This is a genomic window from Trinickia symbiotica (genome assembly GCF_003028655.1).
Lineage (GTDB): Bacteria > Pseudomonadota > Gammaproteobacteria > Burkholderiales > Burkholderiaceae > Trinickia > Trinickia symbiotica_A.
In genome coordinates, this window is record NZ_PYUC01000002.1 from 435,148 (window position 1) to 451,388 (window position 16,241).

The 16,241-nt window shown below is 64.1% G+C and carries 14 protein-coding genes; 7 read left to right on the forward strand and 7 right to left on the reverse strand.

The annotated features are described in order from the left end of the window. Window positions 1-41: 41 nt before the first annotated feature. The 3 genes from C9I57_RS05415 to C9I57_RS05425 are packed head-to-tail and all read left to right on the forward strand — an operon-like array spanning window position 42 to window position 3,063. Window positions 42-1,676 carry a cytochrome ubiquinol oxidase subunit I gene (locus tag C9I57_RS05415; protein WP_107149601.1) on the forward strand — a complete coding sequence of 545 codons (1,635 nt, stop codon included), beginning with the start codon at window positions 42-44 and terminating at the stop codon, window positions 1,674-1,676. A gap of 1 nt (window position 1,677) precedes the next feature. Then, entirely contained in the window at window positions 1,678-2,814 is a 1,137-nt protein-coding gene (gene cydB / locus C9I57_RS05420; RefSeq protein WP_107149602.1) for a cytochrome d ubiquinol oxidase subunit II, read from the forward strand. 54 nt (window positions 2,815-2,868) lie between these two features. Next, window positions 2,869-3,063 (forward strand): hypothetical protein, encoded by a 195-nt coding sequence (locus C9I57_RS05425; protein WP_107149603.1) that lies wholly within the window; start codon window positions 2,869-2,871, stop codon window positions 3,061-3,063. Between the two features lie 20 nt (window positions 3,064-3,083). Here the strand turns inward: C9I57_RS05425 and C9I57_RS05430 are convergent, their stop codons facing one another. Continuing rightward, window positions 3,084-3,920, reverse strand: a complete 837-nt coding sequence (locus tag C9I57_RS05430; RefSeq protein ID WP_107149604.1) for an alpha/beta fold hydrolase — start codon at window positions 3,918-3,920, stop codon at window positions 3,084-3,086. Window positions 3,921-4,194: 274 nt separating this feature from the next. Next, entirely contained in the window at window positions 4,195-4,638 is a 444-nt protein-coding gene (gloA2, locus tag C9I57_RS05435; protein WP_219909853.1) for an SMU1112c/YaeR family gloxylase I-like metalloprotein, read from the reverse strand. Between the two features lie 141 nt (window positions 4,639-4,779). On the opposite strand from gloA2, the gene C9I57_RS05440 reads away from it, so the two are divergent. The 4 genes from C9I57_RS05440 to C9I57_RS05455 all read left to right on the forward strand — a co-directional run bounded on the left by C9I57_RS05440 (window position 4,780) and on the right by C9I57_RS05455 (window position 8,464). Beyond that, window positions 4,780-5,523, forward strand: coding sequence for an SDR family NAD(P)-dependent oxidoreductase (locus tag C9I57_RS05440; RefSeq protein WP_107149605.1), 744 nt, complete (start codon window positions 4,780-4,782; stop codon window positions 5,521-5,523). A 209-nt stretch (window positions 5,524-5,732) separates the two neighbouring features. Then, window positions 5,733-7,124 (forward strand): ethanolamine ammonia-lyase subunit EutB, encoded by a 1,392-nt coding sequence (locus tag C9I57_RS05445; protein ID WP_107149606.1) that lies wholly within the window; start codon window positions 5,733-5,735, stop codon window positions 7,122-7,124. A 25-nt stretch (window positions 7,125-7,149) separates the two neighbouring features. After that, window positions 7,150-7,965, forward strand: a complete 816-nt coding sequence (gene eutC / locus C9I57_RS05450) for an ethanolamine ammonia-lyase subunit EutC (RefSeq protein WP_107149607.1) — start codon at window positions 7,150-7,152, stop codon at window positions 7,963-7,965. 271 nt (window positions 7,966-8,236) lie between these two features. Then, entirely contained in the window at window positions 8,237-8,464 is a 228-nt protein-coding gene (locus C9I57_RS05455) for a hypothetical protein (RefSeq protein ID WP_146166175.1), read from the forward strand. Here the strand turns inward: C9I57_RS05455 and C9I57_RS05460 are convergent. From C9I57_RS05460 to C9I57_RS33665, 5 genes are all read right to left on the reverse strand, one after another. Further along, on the reverse strand, window positions 8,422-11,313 hold the full coding sequence (locus tag C9I57_RS05460) for a sensor histidine kinase (protein ID WP_107149609.1): 2,892 nt from the start codon (window positions 11,311-11,313) through the stop codon (window positions 8,422-8,424). The two genes, C9I57_RS05455 and C9I57_RS05460, sit on opposite strands and share 43 nt — an antisense overlap. A 102-nt stretch (window positions 11,314-11,415) precedes the next feature. Continuing rightward, a complete protein-coding gene (kdpC, locus tag C9I57_RS05465) occupies window positions 11,416-11,997 on the reverse strand; it encodes a potassium-transporting ATPase subunit KdpC (RefSeq protein ID WP_107149610.1) in 582 nt (193 codons plus the stop codon). A gap of 20 nt (window positions 11,998-12,017) precedes the next feature. After that, window positions 12,018-14,129 carry a potassium-transporting ATPase subunit KdpB gene (kdpB, locus tag C9I57_RS05470; protein ID WP_107149742.1) on the reverse strand — a complete coding sequence of 704 codons (2,112 nt, stop codon included), beginning with the start codon at window positions 14,127-14,129 and terminating at the stop codon, window positions 12,018-12,020. Window positions 14,130-14,213: 84 nt separating this feature from the next. Beyond that, entirely contained in the window at window positions 14,214-16,022 is a 1,809-nt protein-coding gene (gene kdpA / locus C9I57_RS05475; protein ID WP_107149743.1) for a potassium-transporting ATPase subunit KdpA, read from the reverse strand. Beyond that, a complete protein-coding gene (locus tag C9I57_RS33665) occupies window positions 16,022-16,117 on the reverse strand; it encodes a potassium-transporting ATPase subunit F (RefSeq protein ID WP_219909854.1) in 96 nt (31 codons plus the stop codon). The genes kdpA and C9I57_RS33665 overlap by 1 nt, the downstream gene beginning before the upstream one ends. Between the last annotated feature and the right edge of the window lie 124 nt (window positions 16,118-16,241).

The window sequence follows — 16,241 nt, forward strand, 5'->3', positions numbered from 1 at the left end:
TCCGCAGTTTCGACAACGGCTTGCATTGGAGCACCCATCAAATGATTAGCGACACCGTGGTGGAACTGTCGCGGCTGCAGTTCGCCGTCACAGCGCTGTACCACTTTCTGTTCGTCCCGCTGACGCTCGGTCTGTCGTTTCTGCTCGCGGTCATGGAGACCGTCTACGTGATCACCGGCCGGAAGATCTACCGCGACATGACGCAGTTCTGGAGCCGGCTCTTCCTGATCAACTTCGCACTCGGTGTCGCGACCGGCCTCACGATGGAGTTCGAGTTCGGCACCAACTGGTCGTTTTATTCGCGCTTCGTCGGTGACGTGTTCGGCGCACCGCTCGCGATCGAAGGCCTGATGGCGTTCTTCATGGAGTCCACCTTCGTCGGATTGATGGCGTTCGGTTGGGAGCGTCTCTCGAAGGGCAAGCATCTGATCGTCACCTATCTCGTCGCGCTCGGCTCCAACCTGTCCGCGCTCTGGATCCTCGTCGGCAACAGCTTCATGCAGAATCCGAACGGCGCGCTCTTCAATCCGGTGACGATGCGTCTGGAACTGACGAGCTTCGGCGCGCTCTTTTTCAGCGAGGACGCGCAGACGAAGTTCGTGCATACGAGCATCGCGGGTTACGTGACGGCCGCCGTCTTCGTGACGGCGGTGAGCGCCTATTACATGCTGCGCGGCCGCCACATGGATCTCGCCAAGCGCTCGTTTCGCATCGCGAGTCTCTTCGGCGTGCTTTCCGTGGCGGGCGTCATTACGCTCGGCGATGCGCTCGGCTTCGTCGGCGGACATGCTCAGCCGTCGAAGCTCGCCGCGATGGAAGCCATGTGGCAAACCGAGAAGGCGCCCGCGCCGTTCACGGTCGCCGCATGGCCGAATCAGAACGAACAGCGCAACACCTGGAGCGTCCAGATTCCGTACGTGCTGACTCCGCTTCTGACCCATACGTTCGACAAGACCGTACCCGGCATCGATCGAATCGAGGCCGACGCGGTACAGCGCATTCGAAACGGGATTCCCGCCGTCGAGGCATTGAAGGTGCTCAGCGCCGATCCGACGAACGCGGCTGCGCTCGCGCAGTTCGAAGCGCACAAGGCCGATCTCGGCTACGGCTTTCTCGTCAAGCGTTACGCAGCCGGTCAGGATGTTTCGAAGGCGACCGAGGCCGACATCGTGAAGGCATCGAAGGATGCGATTCCCAACGTCGTCGTGATCTTCTGGGTCTTCCGCATCATGGTGGGCTGCGGGCTGCTGATGCTCGCGTACTTCGTCATCTCCGTGATCCTCTCGCTGCGCGGCGACGTCGATCGACAGCGTACGTTTCTCAAGCTCGCGCCTTGGATGATTCCGGTGCCGTTCATCGCCTGCGAGGCGGGATGGTTGACCGCTGAGGTCGGTCGCCAGCCGTGGACGGTCTTCGGCGTACTGCCGACCTGGATGTCGGCATCGACGCACAGCGTCGAATACCTCGTGTTTTCGCTAGTCGGCTTCGCGCTGATCTATTCGATCTTCGCCGTCGTCGAGATTTACCTGATGGTCCGAGCGATACGGCAAGGTCCCGAAGACCACGGCGATCGCTGCGGCCATGCCGACGAAAAGCCGCGCCGCCCGGTTCCCGCGCGCTCGGGCGAGCTCGTCACCGCGCAGGCCGCGCTCGTCTCCCTGCGCACGGAGCAGTGAAATGGAACTGTATCTCGTCTTCAAGTTGATCTGGTGGGCACTGCTCGGCGTCTTGCTGATGGGCCTCGCGACGATGGTCGGCATGGACATGGGCGTCGGCGCGCTGTTGCGTTTCGTGGGCCGGACCGATACCGAGCGCCGCGTCGCGCTCAATACAATCGCGCCGCATTGGGACGGCAACCAGGTCTGGTTCGTCCTCGGAGGCGGTGCCGTCTTCGCCGCGTTTCCGCTCCTTTATGCCACCGCTTTCTCGGGGCTTTATGTCGTGATGTTGTTGTTGCTCTGGACGATGATCGTTCGTCCGCTGGGCTTTGAATTCCGCAGCAAGCTCCCTTACGCAACGTGGCGCAACGTCTGGGATTGGGCGCTCGTCGTGAGCGGCGTCGTGCCGATGTTCGTCTACGGCGCGGCAATGGGCAACATGTTGCTCGGCGTGCCGTTCCACTTCGATTGGGATCTCACCTCGTTCTACACGGGAAGCTTCCTGAGCCTGCTGAACCCGTTCGCGATCCTGTGCGGGCTCTTGGCGCTGTCGCTGTCGATCTACATGGGCGGCGTGATGCTGATCGGCCGGTCGGAACCCGGCGCCCTGCAGCAGCGCGCACGCCGCGCCGCGAGCATCGCGATCGTCGTCGCGCTCCTGCTGTTCGCGATCGGCGGCGTATGGGTCAGTCAGCTATCCGGCTACCAGCTTTTGCAAGCGCCGGCGCCCGGGGCCGCGCAAACGCCGCTGCAACAAACCGTGCGGCTCGCGGCAGGGGCCTGGCTCGATCACTATCGCCACGCACCCATCCTTTGGCTGGTGCCGGCGCTCGGCTTCAGCGCGATGATGTTCGGCTTCCTGATGGTGCGCGCCAATCGGTCGACGCTGGCCTGGTGGTCCGGCGCACTTGCATGGATCGGCGTGATCGGCTCGGTCGGCGCGAGCATGTTCCCGTTCCTCATGCCGTCGTCGAGCGACCCGTCTCAGAGCCTGACGATCTGGAACGCCGTGTCGAGCCGCACGACGCTCATCTGGATGGCGGGATGGGCCGGCGTCTTCATGCCGGCGATTCTCGCCTACACGAGCTGGGCTTTCTACGTCATGCGCGGCAAGGTCAAGGCCGGGCATGTCGCCTCGGACCCACATGCGTATTGATTCGCACCGACAAATCGATACACCGACAAATCGATACTTATTTAGGAGTGCTCAATGAAGACGTTTCTGCATTTCGTGATGTTGATGGCGGCTGCTGTCGTCGCCATCGTCGCCGGCGTGGTGGTCGGGGACTACGGGGCCTGGTACTTCTCGTGGGTCGTCGGGACGATCATGATCGTGCTCGCCGCGGCGGCGGGCGGCGTGCTGCTCGATACGCAGGAGAAGGAACGGGCCACGAGCGCGAGTTAGGCGGCTCGAGCGCGATGCGATCACGAGCCGCTCGTCGCACCGTCTCGCCTTCGACCCTGCGGCTCAGGGCCGGCCCCAAGCTCCGCGCATTCCTCGATGAATTGAGCCGCGACCGACGCCAGCGCGGCCGGCCCAGTGTAGACGATCGTATGCGCCTGGCGCGGGATCAGCACGATTCGGCCGGCCGGAAAGCGCGCGGCCAGATCTTCCGCCCACGATTCGTGGCAGATCGGATCGTGCTGTCCGCGCACGACGAGCATCGGCACGCGAATGCGTTGGCACTTCGTTTCGAGCGCATCGTCGAGCGCGTATTGGAACGTGCGCAGAATTCGCAGGTAGCCGCTTTTGCGATACGACTCGTGGCTGATCGTATCGAGTTCGGGCGGATTGTACGGAGCGTTTTGCCGCCAACGAATGAACTGGCGTAGCCATGAGCGCTCTTCGGGCGGGGTGGTGGGCCCTTGCAGGACACCCGCCGCGATGCGCTCCGGATAGCGCGCGGCGAGGTCGATGATGACCTGGCATCCCTGCGAGTTGCCGAGCAACGCGGCGCGCACGAGCCCCGTCGCATCCATCCACGCGACGAGCGCGTCCGCCATCTCGCCGATGTCGAGCACACGATCCGGATGCTCGCTTTCGCCGAAGCCCGGCAAATCGGGGACAAAGACCTCGAACCTGCGCGCGAGACACTCCGCTGTCGGCATCATGTACTCGTGCGAGAGGCCGAGCCCGTGCACGAGGACGAACGGCAGACCCCTGGGCCGCTGAGGGCCTGGCGCCGCGACGGCATGCATGCGCAGTGCGCCTACCCTCGCCCATTCGCTGTGGAATCCGACAACGGCATCGGCGTGAGCCATGATTCGCAGTACTGACGATTGAGTGCGGCGGTTGGGGCCTGGGTTCGCGATCGATACGTACCGGGACGCACTTCGCGTACCCGCCGGGAACGGGCGATGCTCGCCCGATACCGACAATGCCCGCATGTCGCCGGTGCGTATGCGGCGTCACACACGCAGGAGGCCAGATGTCCTCGGATCCCCCTATCCCCGATCAGCCTACCATTCCGAACCCTCCGACGCCCGGCAGGCCGGAGGATGTGCCTGATATCGGCACGCCGGAGCCCGCCCCCGGTCAGCCCGCGGAGCCGGGTTCGCCGCCGGAGCAGCCGCCGACGGCTTCCTCGTAGAGCTCGATCGGCAATCCGTCGGGGTCGCTGAAAAACACGAAGCGTTGACCGGTCAGCTCGTCGAGCCGAACCGGCTCGACCGTGACCCCGTTTTCGATGAGCCAGTCGACGCACCGGTCGATGTTGTCAGTGCTGAACGCCAAGTGGCGCAGGCCCCTTGCCTCCGGATAGGAAGGCCGCGGCGGCGCGTCGGGAAACGAAAACAATTCGATCTGGCAGTGATCGCCCACGGCGAGATCGAGCTTCCAGGAGCGACGCTCCGCACGCCACGTCTCGCGGATGACGGGAAAGCCCAGGATGTCGGTGTAAAACCGCTTCGATCGCTCGTAGTCCGAACAAATAATGGCGATGTGATGTACTTTGTCGAGCCGCATGGCAGCGTTGCTCATGGTTTCTCCGTGGCGACGTCTGTTTGTATTATCAAGCAGGCCGCAAACTAGCCAGCAAAAAACCCGCAACGCTCGGGCGGCGCAATGTCTCGCGCCGCAGAGCAGTCGCACAGCCCGTGCACCTGCAAAAAGGAGTTCGCCATGCCCGCAAATACCGCACTGAATTCGCGCGTCGCGCTCGTAACCGGCGGCTCGCGTGGAATCGGCCGCGCCATTTCCATTGCGTTGGCGTCAGCCGGCGCGGCTGTTGCCGTCAACTACCGGCAACGCGAGAATGAAGCCGCCGAGGTCATCGCGGCGATTGAACGCGCCGGAGGCCGCGCGATCGCCGTCCGTGCCGATGTTTCGATCGGCAACGAAGTCAAAGCCATGTTTCAAGAGGTCGAATCGCGCCTGGGCACAATCGACGTGCTCGTGAACAACGCCGGCACGGCCACGATCGTCGACTTCGCCGACCTGACCGAAGCCGAATTCGATCGCACGCTCGCCGTCAATCTGAAATCGGCGTTTCTCTGCACGCAAGCGGCGCTGCCCGGCATGCGCGCGAAGCAGTGGGGCCGCATCGTCAACGTTTCGTCAGCCGCGGCGCGCGGCCCAGGCATCGTCGGGGTCCACTACAATGCATCGAAGGCCGGCCTGGAGGGCCTCACACGCGGCTATGCGGCGCGCCTCGCGCGCGAAGGCATCACCGTCAACGCCGTGGCGCCGGGACCGATCGACACGGAAATGGCCGGACCGCTCAAGGAATCGAACGTCGCCGCTAAACTGCCGGTCGGCCGCTTGGGAGAAGCCGCCGAGGTCGCGGATGTCGTGTTGATGCTCGTTGGCAACGCGTTCATCACGGGCCAAACGGTGCCCGTCAACGGTGGCGCGAGCTTTATCTAGCCTCGTGCCGCGTCCGCATGAAATTTGCCGATTTCCGATAACACGGCGGATTTCTGGCGCCGTAGTATCGAGTCGGCATCCGCGTTCCTGTGGACGCACGCATTCCACCATTTCGGTCATGACGCGCAGTCAGCAGCAGCTCGCATCGGTCGACGCGCTACTCGAAGAGTGAGTCCCTAGCGCCCCTCGGCGGGCAGACAGGAGTCCGAATGAACTGTACCGAGACGATCGGCGCTCGCACCTATCGGTTCGCCGACCTGAAGACGCTGCTTGCCAAAGCGAGCCCGCCACGCTCGGGCGACCAGCTCGCGGGCATCGCCGCCGCGAGCGAGGAGGAGCGAGTCGCCGCCAAAATGGCGCTCGCTCAGGTGCCGTTGCGTGCCTTTCTCGACGAGCCCGTCGTTCCTTACGAATGCGACGAGGTCACGCGCCTCATCATCGACTCGCACGACGCGCAGGCGTTCTCGGAAATCGCGCACCTGAGCGTCGGCGACTTCCGCAATTGGCTGCTCTCGAGCACGACCGATACCGACTCGCTCGTCCGTGTGACCGACGGTCTCACCCCGGAAATGGTCGCGGCCGTTTCGAAACTGATGCGCAATCAGGATCTCATCGTCGTCGCGCGCAAGCGGCCCGTCGTCACGCGCTTTCGTAACACAATCGGGTTGCCGGGCCGGTTATCGGTACGCCTGCAGCCCAATCACCCGACCGACGACGTAAAAGGCATCGCCGCCTCGATGCTCGACGGGCTTCTCTACGGCTGCGGCGACGCGGTGATCGGCATCAATCCCGCGACGGACAGCCCGCAGGCGATCACGACACTGCTCGCCATGATCGACGAATTCCGCCGCCGCTACGATGTCCCGACGCAGTCGTGCGTTCTCACGCATGTGACCAACACGATCGCGGCAATCGAGAAAGGCGAGCCCGTCGATCTCGTCTTCCAATCGATCGCGGGCACCGAGCAAGCCAATGCGAGCTTCGGCGTTTCGCTCGCGCTTCTCGACGAGGCACACGACGCGGCACTCTCGCTCAAGCGCGGCACCATTGGCGACAACGTGATGTATTTTGAAACAGGTCAAGGCAGCGCCCTGTCCGCCAATGCGCACCACGGTGTCGACCAGCAGACCTGCGAAGCACGCGCCTACGCCGTCGCCCGCCGGTTCAAGCCTCTCTTGACCAACACGGTCGTCGGCTTCATCGGGCCCGAATACCTCTACGACGGCAAGCAAATCATACGCGCCGGCCTCGAAGACCACTTTTGCGGAAAGCTGCTCGGTGTCCCGATGGGTTGCGATATTTGCTATACGAACCATGCGGAGAGCGATCAGGACGACATGGACAATCTGCTGACGCTGCTCGGCGTGGCCGGCGTCAACTTCATCATGGGAGTGCCGGGCGCCGACGACGTCATGCTCAATTACCAGAGCACCTCGTTTCACGACGCCCTCTATGTCCGCGAAGTGCTGGGTCTGCGCCGCGCGCCCGAATTCGAGGCATGGCTGCGATCGATGCAAATCGCCGACGGCGACGGCGCGCTGCTTCCCGTCGCGGGAGGTCAACCGCTCATCGAGGGCGTGCGCGAATGGATGGGTCAATAGCCGCGGTGCACGAGAAGAGAGTCCTATGAGCGAATTCCTGGAGAAAAATCCCTGGCAGGCGCTGCGGCAATACACGCAGGCGCGCATTGCGCTCGGCCGCGCCGGCGTGAGCCTCCCCACCGAGCCGCTGCTTGCGTTCAATCTGGCGCACGCTCAGGCGCGCGATGCCGTGCATCAGCCGCTCGATGCCGAGGCGCTGCACGAGCGGCTACGTGAACAAGCATTCGTATCGCTCGACGTGCATAGCGCCGCCGTCGATCGTGAGCACTACCTGAGGCGCCCCGACCTCGGGCGCCGCCTGTCGGACGACAGCCGCGATCGACTCGCGCGGCGCGCGTCGGGCACCCCCGACATCGTCTTCGTCATCGCCGATGGTCTCTCGGCACTCGCTGCGTCGAGGCAGGCGGTTCCGTTGCTGACCGCGCTGCGCCCGAAACTCGACGACTGGCAAATTGCGCCGATCGTCGTCGCGCGGCAGGCGCGCGTCGCGCTCGGCGACGAGATAGGACAAATCCTGGGTGCCCGCTTCGTCGTCATGCTGATCGGCGAGCGGCCCGGGCTCAGCTCGCCGGACAGCCTCGGTATTTACCTTACCTATGAGCCGCGGGTCGGCCGCAACGACGCCGAGCGTAACTGCATTTCGAACGTGCGGCCCGAAGGGCTCGCATACGATAGCGCCGCCCACAAACTCCATTACTTGCTCGTGCAAGCACGGCGCTTGGGGCTCACGGGCGTCGCGCTCAAGGACGACAGCCATACGGTGGAGCCAACGGCGCCAAGCGCGCAAGCAATCGCCGATGCCGCCCCTTCCCATTCGCGCAATCAATCCGCGGAAAGCTGACGCGCCGGGTACGCTCAATCGAACTGTCCGTGCAGGTGCGCAACGCACTGCTATGAAGCGGCCACGCGCTGACCTAAACTGGTAGGCGGCTATCTCAGCGCTGTCTCACTGCGCCGCCCAAGCCGCGCGAACGACTTAGCGCGGGGGCTCGGCCCGTTTCGATGCGCGTGTGGAGCGCTCGGCACGGGACTTGCGTAAGCAGCGCCGACCTCCGCTATTCGCCAATGATTACGTCCAGTTTACGAGCGTCGGTCGTTCCGTGGAGAACGTCATGCTTCGCATCACAATATGGAAGCACGCGGCAGGCGACGAAGAGCAAGTCGACCCGCCGCTCCCTCTGCATGACTACGATCGACGGCACGCGCGAAGACAAAAGCTCGTGGCGCTCGTCCTCATCGGCGCGGCGGTTGCCGCGATGGCGATCGTAGCCGGCATGGCCGTCACGGGCCTCGTCATCTACCTCGTTTCGATTTTGCCGTTCGTCTTCTTCGCCGCGTAAGGCGGCAGCGGCTCATTCCCGGCAGGCGGGGCAAGTCGCGCTTGCCCGCTTGCCGGGCGCTCGCGAGCCGCCGCCGGAGCCTCCTGCTCGGCAGAGTCCGCATCGATCGGCGGCGTCTCGGGCGGCGTCTCATCGGCCGGCAATGTGAACCAGAACGTTGCTCCACGGACCGTGCCGTCGGCGGTCGTTCTGTTGGCCGCCCCAATCCGGCCGCCGTGCGCTTCGACGATCGCGCGGCAGATAGCCAGGCCGAGGCCGATTCCGGGCTTCGCCGATTCTTTTTCGCCGCGCGTGAATTTCTCGAATACACGCGCCTCCATGCCCGCCGGTAACCCAGGTCCGCTATCCACGATGTCCAGTCTCACGAAGCGCCGCCCCCCTTCCATCGCCACGGCCGCGGCGACGACGATCGGCGAATCAGCCGGCGTGTACTTCGACGCGTTCTCGAAGAGATTCGCGAAGACTCTTTCGACGAGCACCGCGTCAAGCTGCACGAGCGGCAAATCGGCGGGTATGTGCGCTTCGATGCTTCGGCCCGCAAGCATGCGGCGACATCCTGCAAGTGCCGCGCCGACCACTTCCTCGATCGACGACCACTGACGATTGAGCCGCATGCTGCCTTCCTGCAGGCGCGCCATATCGAGCAGATTGGTGACGAGCCCGGTCATGCGCAGCGCTTCTTCGTGGATCGCTTCGGCCAGCTCTTCGGCGCTCGGCGTACACGCTTCGGCCCGGCCCGGCGCTTCGGCGAGCATCGATGCGAAGCCGACGATTGCCGTCAGCGGCGTGCGCAAATCGTGTGAGATCGCGGACAGCAGCGAGTTGCGTAATCGTTCGGACTCCATAACGACGAGCGCGTCCTGCGCGATCTCGACGTAGTGAACACGCTCGAGCGCCAGCGCGATCTGCGCCGCGAACGTATCGATCATCGTGCGCTGCTCGGGCACCTGAACCTCCTCCATGCGCGGCGTCACGAGCGCAATGACGCCGCGCGTGCGCATCGGGGCCTTCAACGGCAGATAGAGCGCCGTTGCGGCCGGCAGCGTATCCGTGCCGCAGCCGGCCGGCTTTTGCTGATCGTAGACCCACTGCGCGATGTCGTTGTCGAGCTCCGATTCGCCGAGCGCAAGGGCAGGATCGGGGTTGTCGACCTTCTGGCGGACTTGCTCGCCGCTGTCCGGCAGCAAGATCGCGACGCGCGCCCGAAAAACTTCCGCGACGTGGCGCGACCCGATCTCGATGATCTGCGCGGTCGTGAGCGCGGCGCCGAGCTCGCGCGTCATGGCGAACATGGCGCCCGTGCGGCGCTCGCGCATCGTCGCCACACGCGCCTGCCTGCGCAGGCTCGCCGTCAGATTGCTGATCGTCAGCGAGGTGACGAGCATGACCGCGAACGTCAGCAAATACTGCGTATCGGAGACCGTGAACGACATGCGCGGCGGCACGAAGAAAAAGTCGAACGACGCCACGGCCAGAAACGAAAACAGCACGCCGGGCCCTCGACCGAGCCGCGCAGCCGTGAAGATCGTGCCGAGCAGATAAAGCATCACGAGATTCGCGAGCGAGATGCTGTCGAGCGTGAGGCTCGCGAGCACCGTGATCGCCGCGCATAGGCCGATCGTATACAGATACGCGGTCGGCTTCGAACGGCCGCGGCCCAGGCCGAGTCCCGCGAAGCGGGCTGCCGACTCTCGACGCACGGCTTCGTCGCGCACTGTGCCCGTGTTGACGAGCGTCACGTCGATATCGCGGGCCGCGCGAATCAGGCGTTCGGCCGTCGATCGCCGCAGCCGCGCATGCAGGCCCCAGGAAGCCGACGCGCCGACGACGAGCTTCGATACGTTGCGCATCCGCGCGTAGGCGATCAAGGTCCGAGTCTCGTCCTCGCCTTGAAGCGTCACTGCCTCTGCACCGAGTTCCGACGCGAGCTTCAACGCGTCGAGCGTTCGCTTGCGGATCGCGTCGGGCAGGCGCTGCAGTTTCGGCGTCTCCACGTACACCGCCAGCCAATCGGCCTTCTGGCTCGCCGCCAGCCGCGCTGCGGCGCGCACCACCGTGCCGCTTTCCGGCCCCGCGCCGACGCACACGATGATTCGCTCGCGCGCCTGCCAGATCCGCTCGATCGACTGATCGGCGCGGTACTCGCGCATTTGCGCATCGACTCGATCGGCCGTGCGTCGCAACGCAAGTTCACGCAATGCGATGAGATTGCCCTTGCGGAAAAAGTTGCGAACCGCGTTCTCGGCCTGGTGCGGCAGATAGATTTTGCCCTCGCGAAGGCGATCCAGTAGTTCCTCGGCGGGGAGGTCCACGAGCGTCACTTCGTCGGCCAGGTCGAACACGCGGTCCGGCACCGTCTCCCATACGCGAATGCCGGTGATCTGGCCGACGACGTCGTTCAGACTCTCGAGGTGCTGGACGTTGACGGTCGTATAGACATCGATCCCGGCATCGAGCAGCTCATGCACGTCTTGCCAGCGTTTCAGATGGCGCGAGCCGTGGACGTTCGAGTGCGCGAGCTCGTCGATCAGAATCAGTCCGGGCTTTCGGGCCAGCGCGGCATCGAGGTCGAACTCGGCGAGCAGCCGGCCGCGATACTCGAGTTTGGCCGGCGCGACGATCTCCAGGCCCTCGAGCAAGGCGAGCGTCTCTTTGCGACCGTGTGTCTCGGCCACACCGACGACCACGTCGACGCCCTCTTCCTTGCGTCGTCGGGCCGCCTGCAGCATGGCGAACGTCTTGCCGACGCCGGCCGACGCCCCGAAAAAAATCTTCAGCCGACCGCGCCGCTGCTTCTCTTCTTCCCGTTGGAGCTTGTCGAGCAGCGCGTCGGGATCAGGTCGTTCCATACGTAGGCCGCCCCTCGATTCGATGGAGCCGAGTCATCGGCATGTATCCATCCCTGTTTTGCATAGCAGACCTGCCTTGGTTTGCCGGCCTTCCTGCCGAGTTCAATGCAACGGTTTGATCGCGTCGAGCGCCAGATTCAGTTCCAGCACCTTCACACGCGGCTCGCCGAGCAGACCGAGCTGGCGCCCCGAGGTATTTCGCGCGATCAGCTCGTCGACTTGCTCGCGTGGCAGGCCCCGTGCCTTCGCAACGCGAGCCGCCTGATAAGCGGCGGCCGCCGGCGAAATATCAGGATCGAGGCCGCTGCCCGATGAAGTCACGAGATCGACGGGCACCGGCGCCGTGTTCGTCGGATCGGCGTCATGCAGCGCCCGGATCCGGTCCTTCACTTCGTCGGCCAGCGCGGGATTCGTTGGCCCGAGGTTCGAGCCGCCCGAGCTCTGCGCATTGTACGGATTCGGCGTGGTAGCCGACAGCCGGCCCCAGAAATAATACGTCGCATCGAACTGTTGGCCGATCAGCTCGGAGCCGACGGGCTTGCCGTCTTTCTCGATGATGCTGCCGTTCGCCTGCCGCGGAAACACGGCCTGACCGATCGCAGTCACGACGACCGGGTAGACGATGCCCGTCATCACCGTCATCGCGGCAAAGAGCACCAGCATAGGTCGCAATAGATTTTTCATGGTCGTCCGAATTCAGGAAGTCAGGCCCAACCCATCGCGGCGAGCCCCATGTCGATCAGCTTGATGAACGGAAACGGCAGGACGAGACCGCCGAGGCCGTAGATCAGGAGATTGCGACGCAGCAGCGCGGCCGCTCCGAGCGGACGGTACGAAACGCCCTTCAGCGCGAGCGGAATCAGGAATACGATGATGAGCGCGTTGAAGATGACCGCCGAAAGAATCGCCGATGCCGGCGATGCGAGGTGCATCACGTCGAGCACGCGCAGTTGCGGGTAAGTCGTCGCGAATGCCGCGGGGATGATCGCGAAATATTTGGCGACATCGTTGGCGATCGAAAAGGTCGTCAGCGAGCCGCGCGTCATCAGCATCTGCTTGCCGATCTCGACGATCTCGATCAGCTTAGTCGGATTCGAGTCGAGATCGACCATGTTCCCCGCTTCCTTCGCGGCTTGCGTGCCGGTATTCATCGCCACCGCGACGTCGGCCTGCGCGAGCGCCGGCGCATCGTTCGTGCCGTCGCCCGTCATCGCGACGAGCCGCCCCTCGGCCTGATGCGAACGAATCGTCGTCAGCTTCGCCTCGGGCGTGGCCTCGGCGAGGAAATCGTCGACGCCGGCTTCGGCCGCGATGGCCGCCGCCGTCAGCCGGTTGTCGCCCGTCACCATCACCGTCTTGATCCCCATCTTGCGCAATTCCGCGAAGCGCTCCTTGATGCCGCCCTTCACGATGTCCTTCAACTCGACGACGCCAAGCACGCGTGCGCCGCCCGGATCGGCTCCCGGCAAGCCGAGCTTCTCGGCCACGACGAGCGGCGTGCTGCCTCGGCGCGCGACGTCGTCGACCGCTTTTTGCACTTCCTGCGGAAAGCGGCCGCCGTTTTCCGCGACATACCGGCGCACCGCATCGGCCGCACCCTTGCGGATTTCATGCGTTGCCACGGGGGATGCACCCGAGGTATCTCCCTTCGGGGACAAGTCGACGCCGCTCATGCGCGTTTGTGCGGTAAAGCCGAGAAACTGCGCATGGAGCGAGGCCATGCCGCGCTCGCGAATATTGAAGCGCTGCTTGGCAAGCACGACGATGCTGCGGCCTTCGGGTGTCTCGTCCGCCAGCGACGCAAGCTGCGCGGCGTTCGCGAGGGCTTCCTCCGTCACGCCTGGCGCAGGCACGAACGCCGAGGCCTGCCGGTTGCCGAGCGTGATCGTGCCCGTCTTGTCGAGCAGCAGCACGTCCACGTCGCCGGCCGCCTCGACCGCGCGACCCGACGTGGCGATCACATTCGCCTGCATCATTCGGCTCATGCCGGCCACGCCGATGGCCGACAGCAAACCGCCGATCGTCGTCGGGATGAGGCAGACGAGCAGGGCGACGAGCGCCGTGATCGAGACCACGTGCCCCATCTTTGCCGCAGCCACGGAGAACATCGAAAAAGGCAACAACGTCGCGGTGGCGAAAAGCAATACGAGCGTGAGCGCGACGAGCAGAATCGTCAGCGCGATCTCGTTCGGCGTTTTCTGACGCTTCGCGCCTTCGACCATGGCGATCATCCGGTCGAGGAACGCCTCACCCGGATTGACGGATACGCGCACGACGATCCAGTCGGACAGTACGCGCGTGCCGCCCGTCACCGACGAAAAGTCTCCACCCGACTCACGGATGACTGGCGCCGATTCGCCGGTAATCGCGGACTCGTCGACCGACGCGACGCCCTCGATCACCTCGCCGTCGGCCGGAATCGTATCGCCCGTTTCGACGAGCACGACGTCGCCTTTGCGCAGATCCGTCGACGCGATGATGCGCACGGGCGCCTTGGGGTGCGGCTCGCCGAGTTTTTTGGCGATCACGTTATGCTTCGCACTCCTGAGCGAAGCGGCCTGCGCCTTCGAGCGACCTTCCGCCAACGCTTCGGCGAAGTTCGCGAACAGCACCGTGAACCAGAGCCATAGCGCGACGGCAAGGATGAATCCGGCGGGCGCTTCGGCCTCGCCCGCAATCGCCGCGACCCATAGTATCGTCGTCAGGATGCTGCCGAGATAGACGCAGAACATCACCGGGTTGCGCAATTGCGTGCGTGGCGCGAGCTTCTTGAACGAATCGACGATCGCGGGTTTCACGAGCGCCGGATCGAACATCGAGCGCGCCGCGGTCCGTGCCTGCCCGAGATTGTCGGAACGATGGGCAGGCGTTTGAGTGATGTTGGACATAGTTCCTCGAAATCAATGACCCGAGATCATCTGCAAATGCTCGACGACGGGGCCCAGTGCAAGTGCCGGCACATAGGTCAACGCGCCGACGAGCACGAGCGTGCCCAGGAGCAATACGACGAAGAGCGGCCCGTGCGTCGGCAGCGTGCCGGCTGTCACAGCGATCCGCTTCTTGTTCGCGAGCGCACCCGCGATCGCGAGCACGGGCACGATAGTCGAGAAGCGGCCCAACCACATCGCAATCGCGAGCAACACGTTATAGAACGGCGTATTGACGGAGAGGCCCGCAAACGCGCTGCCGTTGTTGTTCGCCGCCGAGCTGAACGCATAGAGAATCTCGGTGAACCCGTGCGGCCCCGGATTCGCGATGCCTGCCGTGCCGAGCGGCGAGAGCACGCCGATGGATGCGCCGACGAGGACGAGGAACGGCGTGACGAGAATCGCGATCGACACCATCTTCATTTCGAACGACTCGATCTTCTTGCCGACGTATTCGGGCGTGCGCCCGATCATCAAACCCGCGACGAAAACCGCCAGCAACGCGAAGACAAGCATGCCGTAAAGGCCCGAGCCGACCCCGCCGTAGATGACCTCGCCAAGCTGAATGAGCAACAGAGGCACGAAGCCGCCCATCGGCGTCAGCGAATCGTGCGTATTGTCGACGGCACCGCAGGAAGCCGCCGTCGTCGCCACGGTGAAGATGCCCGACTGCGCGATGCCGAACCGCACTTCCTTGCCCTCGGCATTGCCGCCCGCTTGCAGCGCCGAGGCGCTTTGGTCGACGTGAAGCGAGTTGAACGACGGATTGCCCGACTGCTCGGCCGAGATTTCGCCCCAGCATGCGACGGCGAAGGCGATCGTCATCGCCGCGAGCACGGCGTAGCCCTGCCGACGGTCGCCGACCATCCGGCCGAACACGACACACAGTGCGGCCGGAATAGCGAGCATTGCGATGATTTGCATGAAGTTCGAGAGCGGCGTCGGGTTTTCATACGGATGCGCCGAGTTCGCGTTGAAGAAGCCGCCACCGTTCGTGCCGAGCATCTTGATCGCTTCTTGTGAGGCGACCGGCCCCATGGCAATCGTCTGCTTGTCGGCCTTGACGTCCCGCATGACCGGGTTGCCCTTCGCGTCCTTGATCGGATTGCCTTGTGCATCCGTCTTTGGCGTCTGGTAGGTCGTGACTTGCAGCGTCGGGACGTCCTCGTACGATTTGAAATTCTGGATTGCGCCCTGACCGATGAAGAACACCGCTAGAACGATCGAGATCGGCGCGAGGATGTAGAGCGTGATGCGCGTCAGATCGACCCAGAAGTTGCCGATCGTCGTTGCCGTGTGACGCGCGAAACCACGGATTAGCGCGACGACGACGGCAATACCCGTGGCGGCCGAGAGAAAGTTCTGCACCGTCAGGGCGACCATTTGCGTCAGATAGCTGACCGTCGACTCGGGCGTGTAGTCCTGCCAGTTCGTGTTCGTCACGAAACTGACCGCAGTATTGAAAGCGGCATCGGGCGTCATCGGGCCGAGGCCTTGGGGGTTCGCGGGCAGCCACTGCTGCAGCCGAAGAAAGCCATAGACGACGAGTACGCCAAGTGCGTTGAACAGCAGCGTGGCGACCGCATATGTCTTCCAGGACATTTCCGCCTGCGCATCGATGCCGGCGAGTCTGTAGATCGAATGCTCGATTGGCCTGCCGATCTTGCGGACGACGACCGACGAGCCGTCGAGCACAGCCGTCATATAGCGGCCAAGCGGAACGGCGACCGCGATCAGGACGACGATGAACAGCGCCGTCTGAAAAAAGTCGTTGGCGCTCATCATTCAAGGTCCTCCGCACGCAACAACGCGTACACGAGGTACGTGAGCAATAGGAGGGTCGAGGCTGCTGCGAGCCACATCATCCACGCGATCATGGACGACCTCCCGGTGCACGGCTGCGCAGTTTCTCGCACCCGGTGGCCAATGCGATGAACAGCCCGCAAAGGACGGCGGTGCCGATGATGTACACGAGGTCCACGCTTCTTTCTCCCCTAGCGG

Bases quoted from the DNA above. Each gene is read 5' to 3' on its own strand.
- C9I57_RS05415 (WP_107149601.1), top strand. From the start codon at position 42: ATGATTAGCGACACCGTGGTGGAACTGTCGCGGCTGCAGTTCGCCGTC.
- cydB (WP_107149602.1), top strand. From the start codon at position 1,678: ATGGAACTGTATCTCGTCTTCAAGTTGATCTGGTGGGCACTGCTCGGC.
- C9I57_RS05425 (WP_107149603.1), top strand. From the start codon at position 2,869: ATGAAGACGTTTCTGCATTTCGTGATGTTGATGGCGGCTGCTGTCGTC.
- C9I57_RS05430 (WP_107149604.1), bottom strand. From the start codon at position 3,920: ATGGCTCACGCCGATGCCGTTGTCGGATTCCACAGCGAATGGGCGAGG.
- gloA2 (WP_219909853.1), bottom strand. From the start codon at position 4,638: ATGAGCAACGCTGCCATGCGGCTCGACAAAGTACATCACATCGCCATT.
- C9I57_RS05440 (WP_107149605.1), top strand. From the start codon at position 4,780: ATGCCCGCAAATACCGCACTGAATTCGCGCGTCGCGCTCGTAACCGGC.
- C9I57_RS05445 (WP_107149606.1), top strand. From the start codon at position 5,733: ATGAACTGTACCGAGACGATCGGCGCTCGCACCTATCGGTTCGCCGAC.
- eutC (WP_107149607.1), top strand. From the start codon at position 7,150: ATGAGCGAATTCCTGGAGAAAAATCCCTGGCAGGCGCTGCGGCAATAC.
- C9I57_RS05455 (WP_146166175.1), top strand. From the start codon at position 8,237: ATGCTTCGCATCACAATATGGAAGCACGCGGCAGGCGACGAAGAGCAA.
- C9I57_RS05460 (WP_107149609.1), bottom strand. From the start codon at position 11,313: ATGGAACGACCTGATCCCGACGCGCTGCTCGACAAGCTCCAACGGGAA.
- kdpC (WP_107149610.1), bottom strand. From the start codon at position 11,997: ATGAAAAATCTATTGCGACCTATGCTGGTGCTCTTTGCCGCGATGACG.
- kdpB (WP_107149742.1), bottom strand. From the start codon at position 14,129: ATGTTCGATCCGGCGCTCGTGAAACCCGCGATCGTCGATTCGTTCAAG.
- kdpA (WP_107149743.1), bottom strand. From the start codon at position 16,022: ATGAGCGCCAACGACTTTTTTCAGACGGCGCTGTTCATCGTCGTCCTG.
- C9I57_RS33665 (WP_219909854.1), bottom strand. From the start codon at position 16,117: ATGATCGCGTGGATGATGTGGCTCGCAGCAGCCTCGACCCTCCTATTG.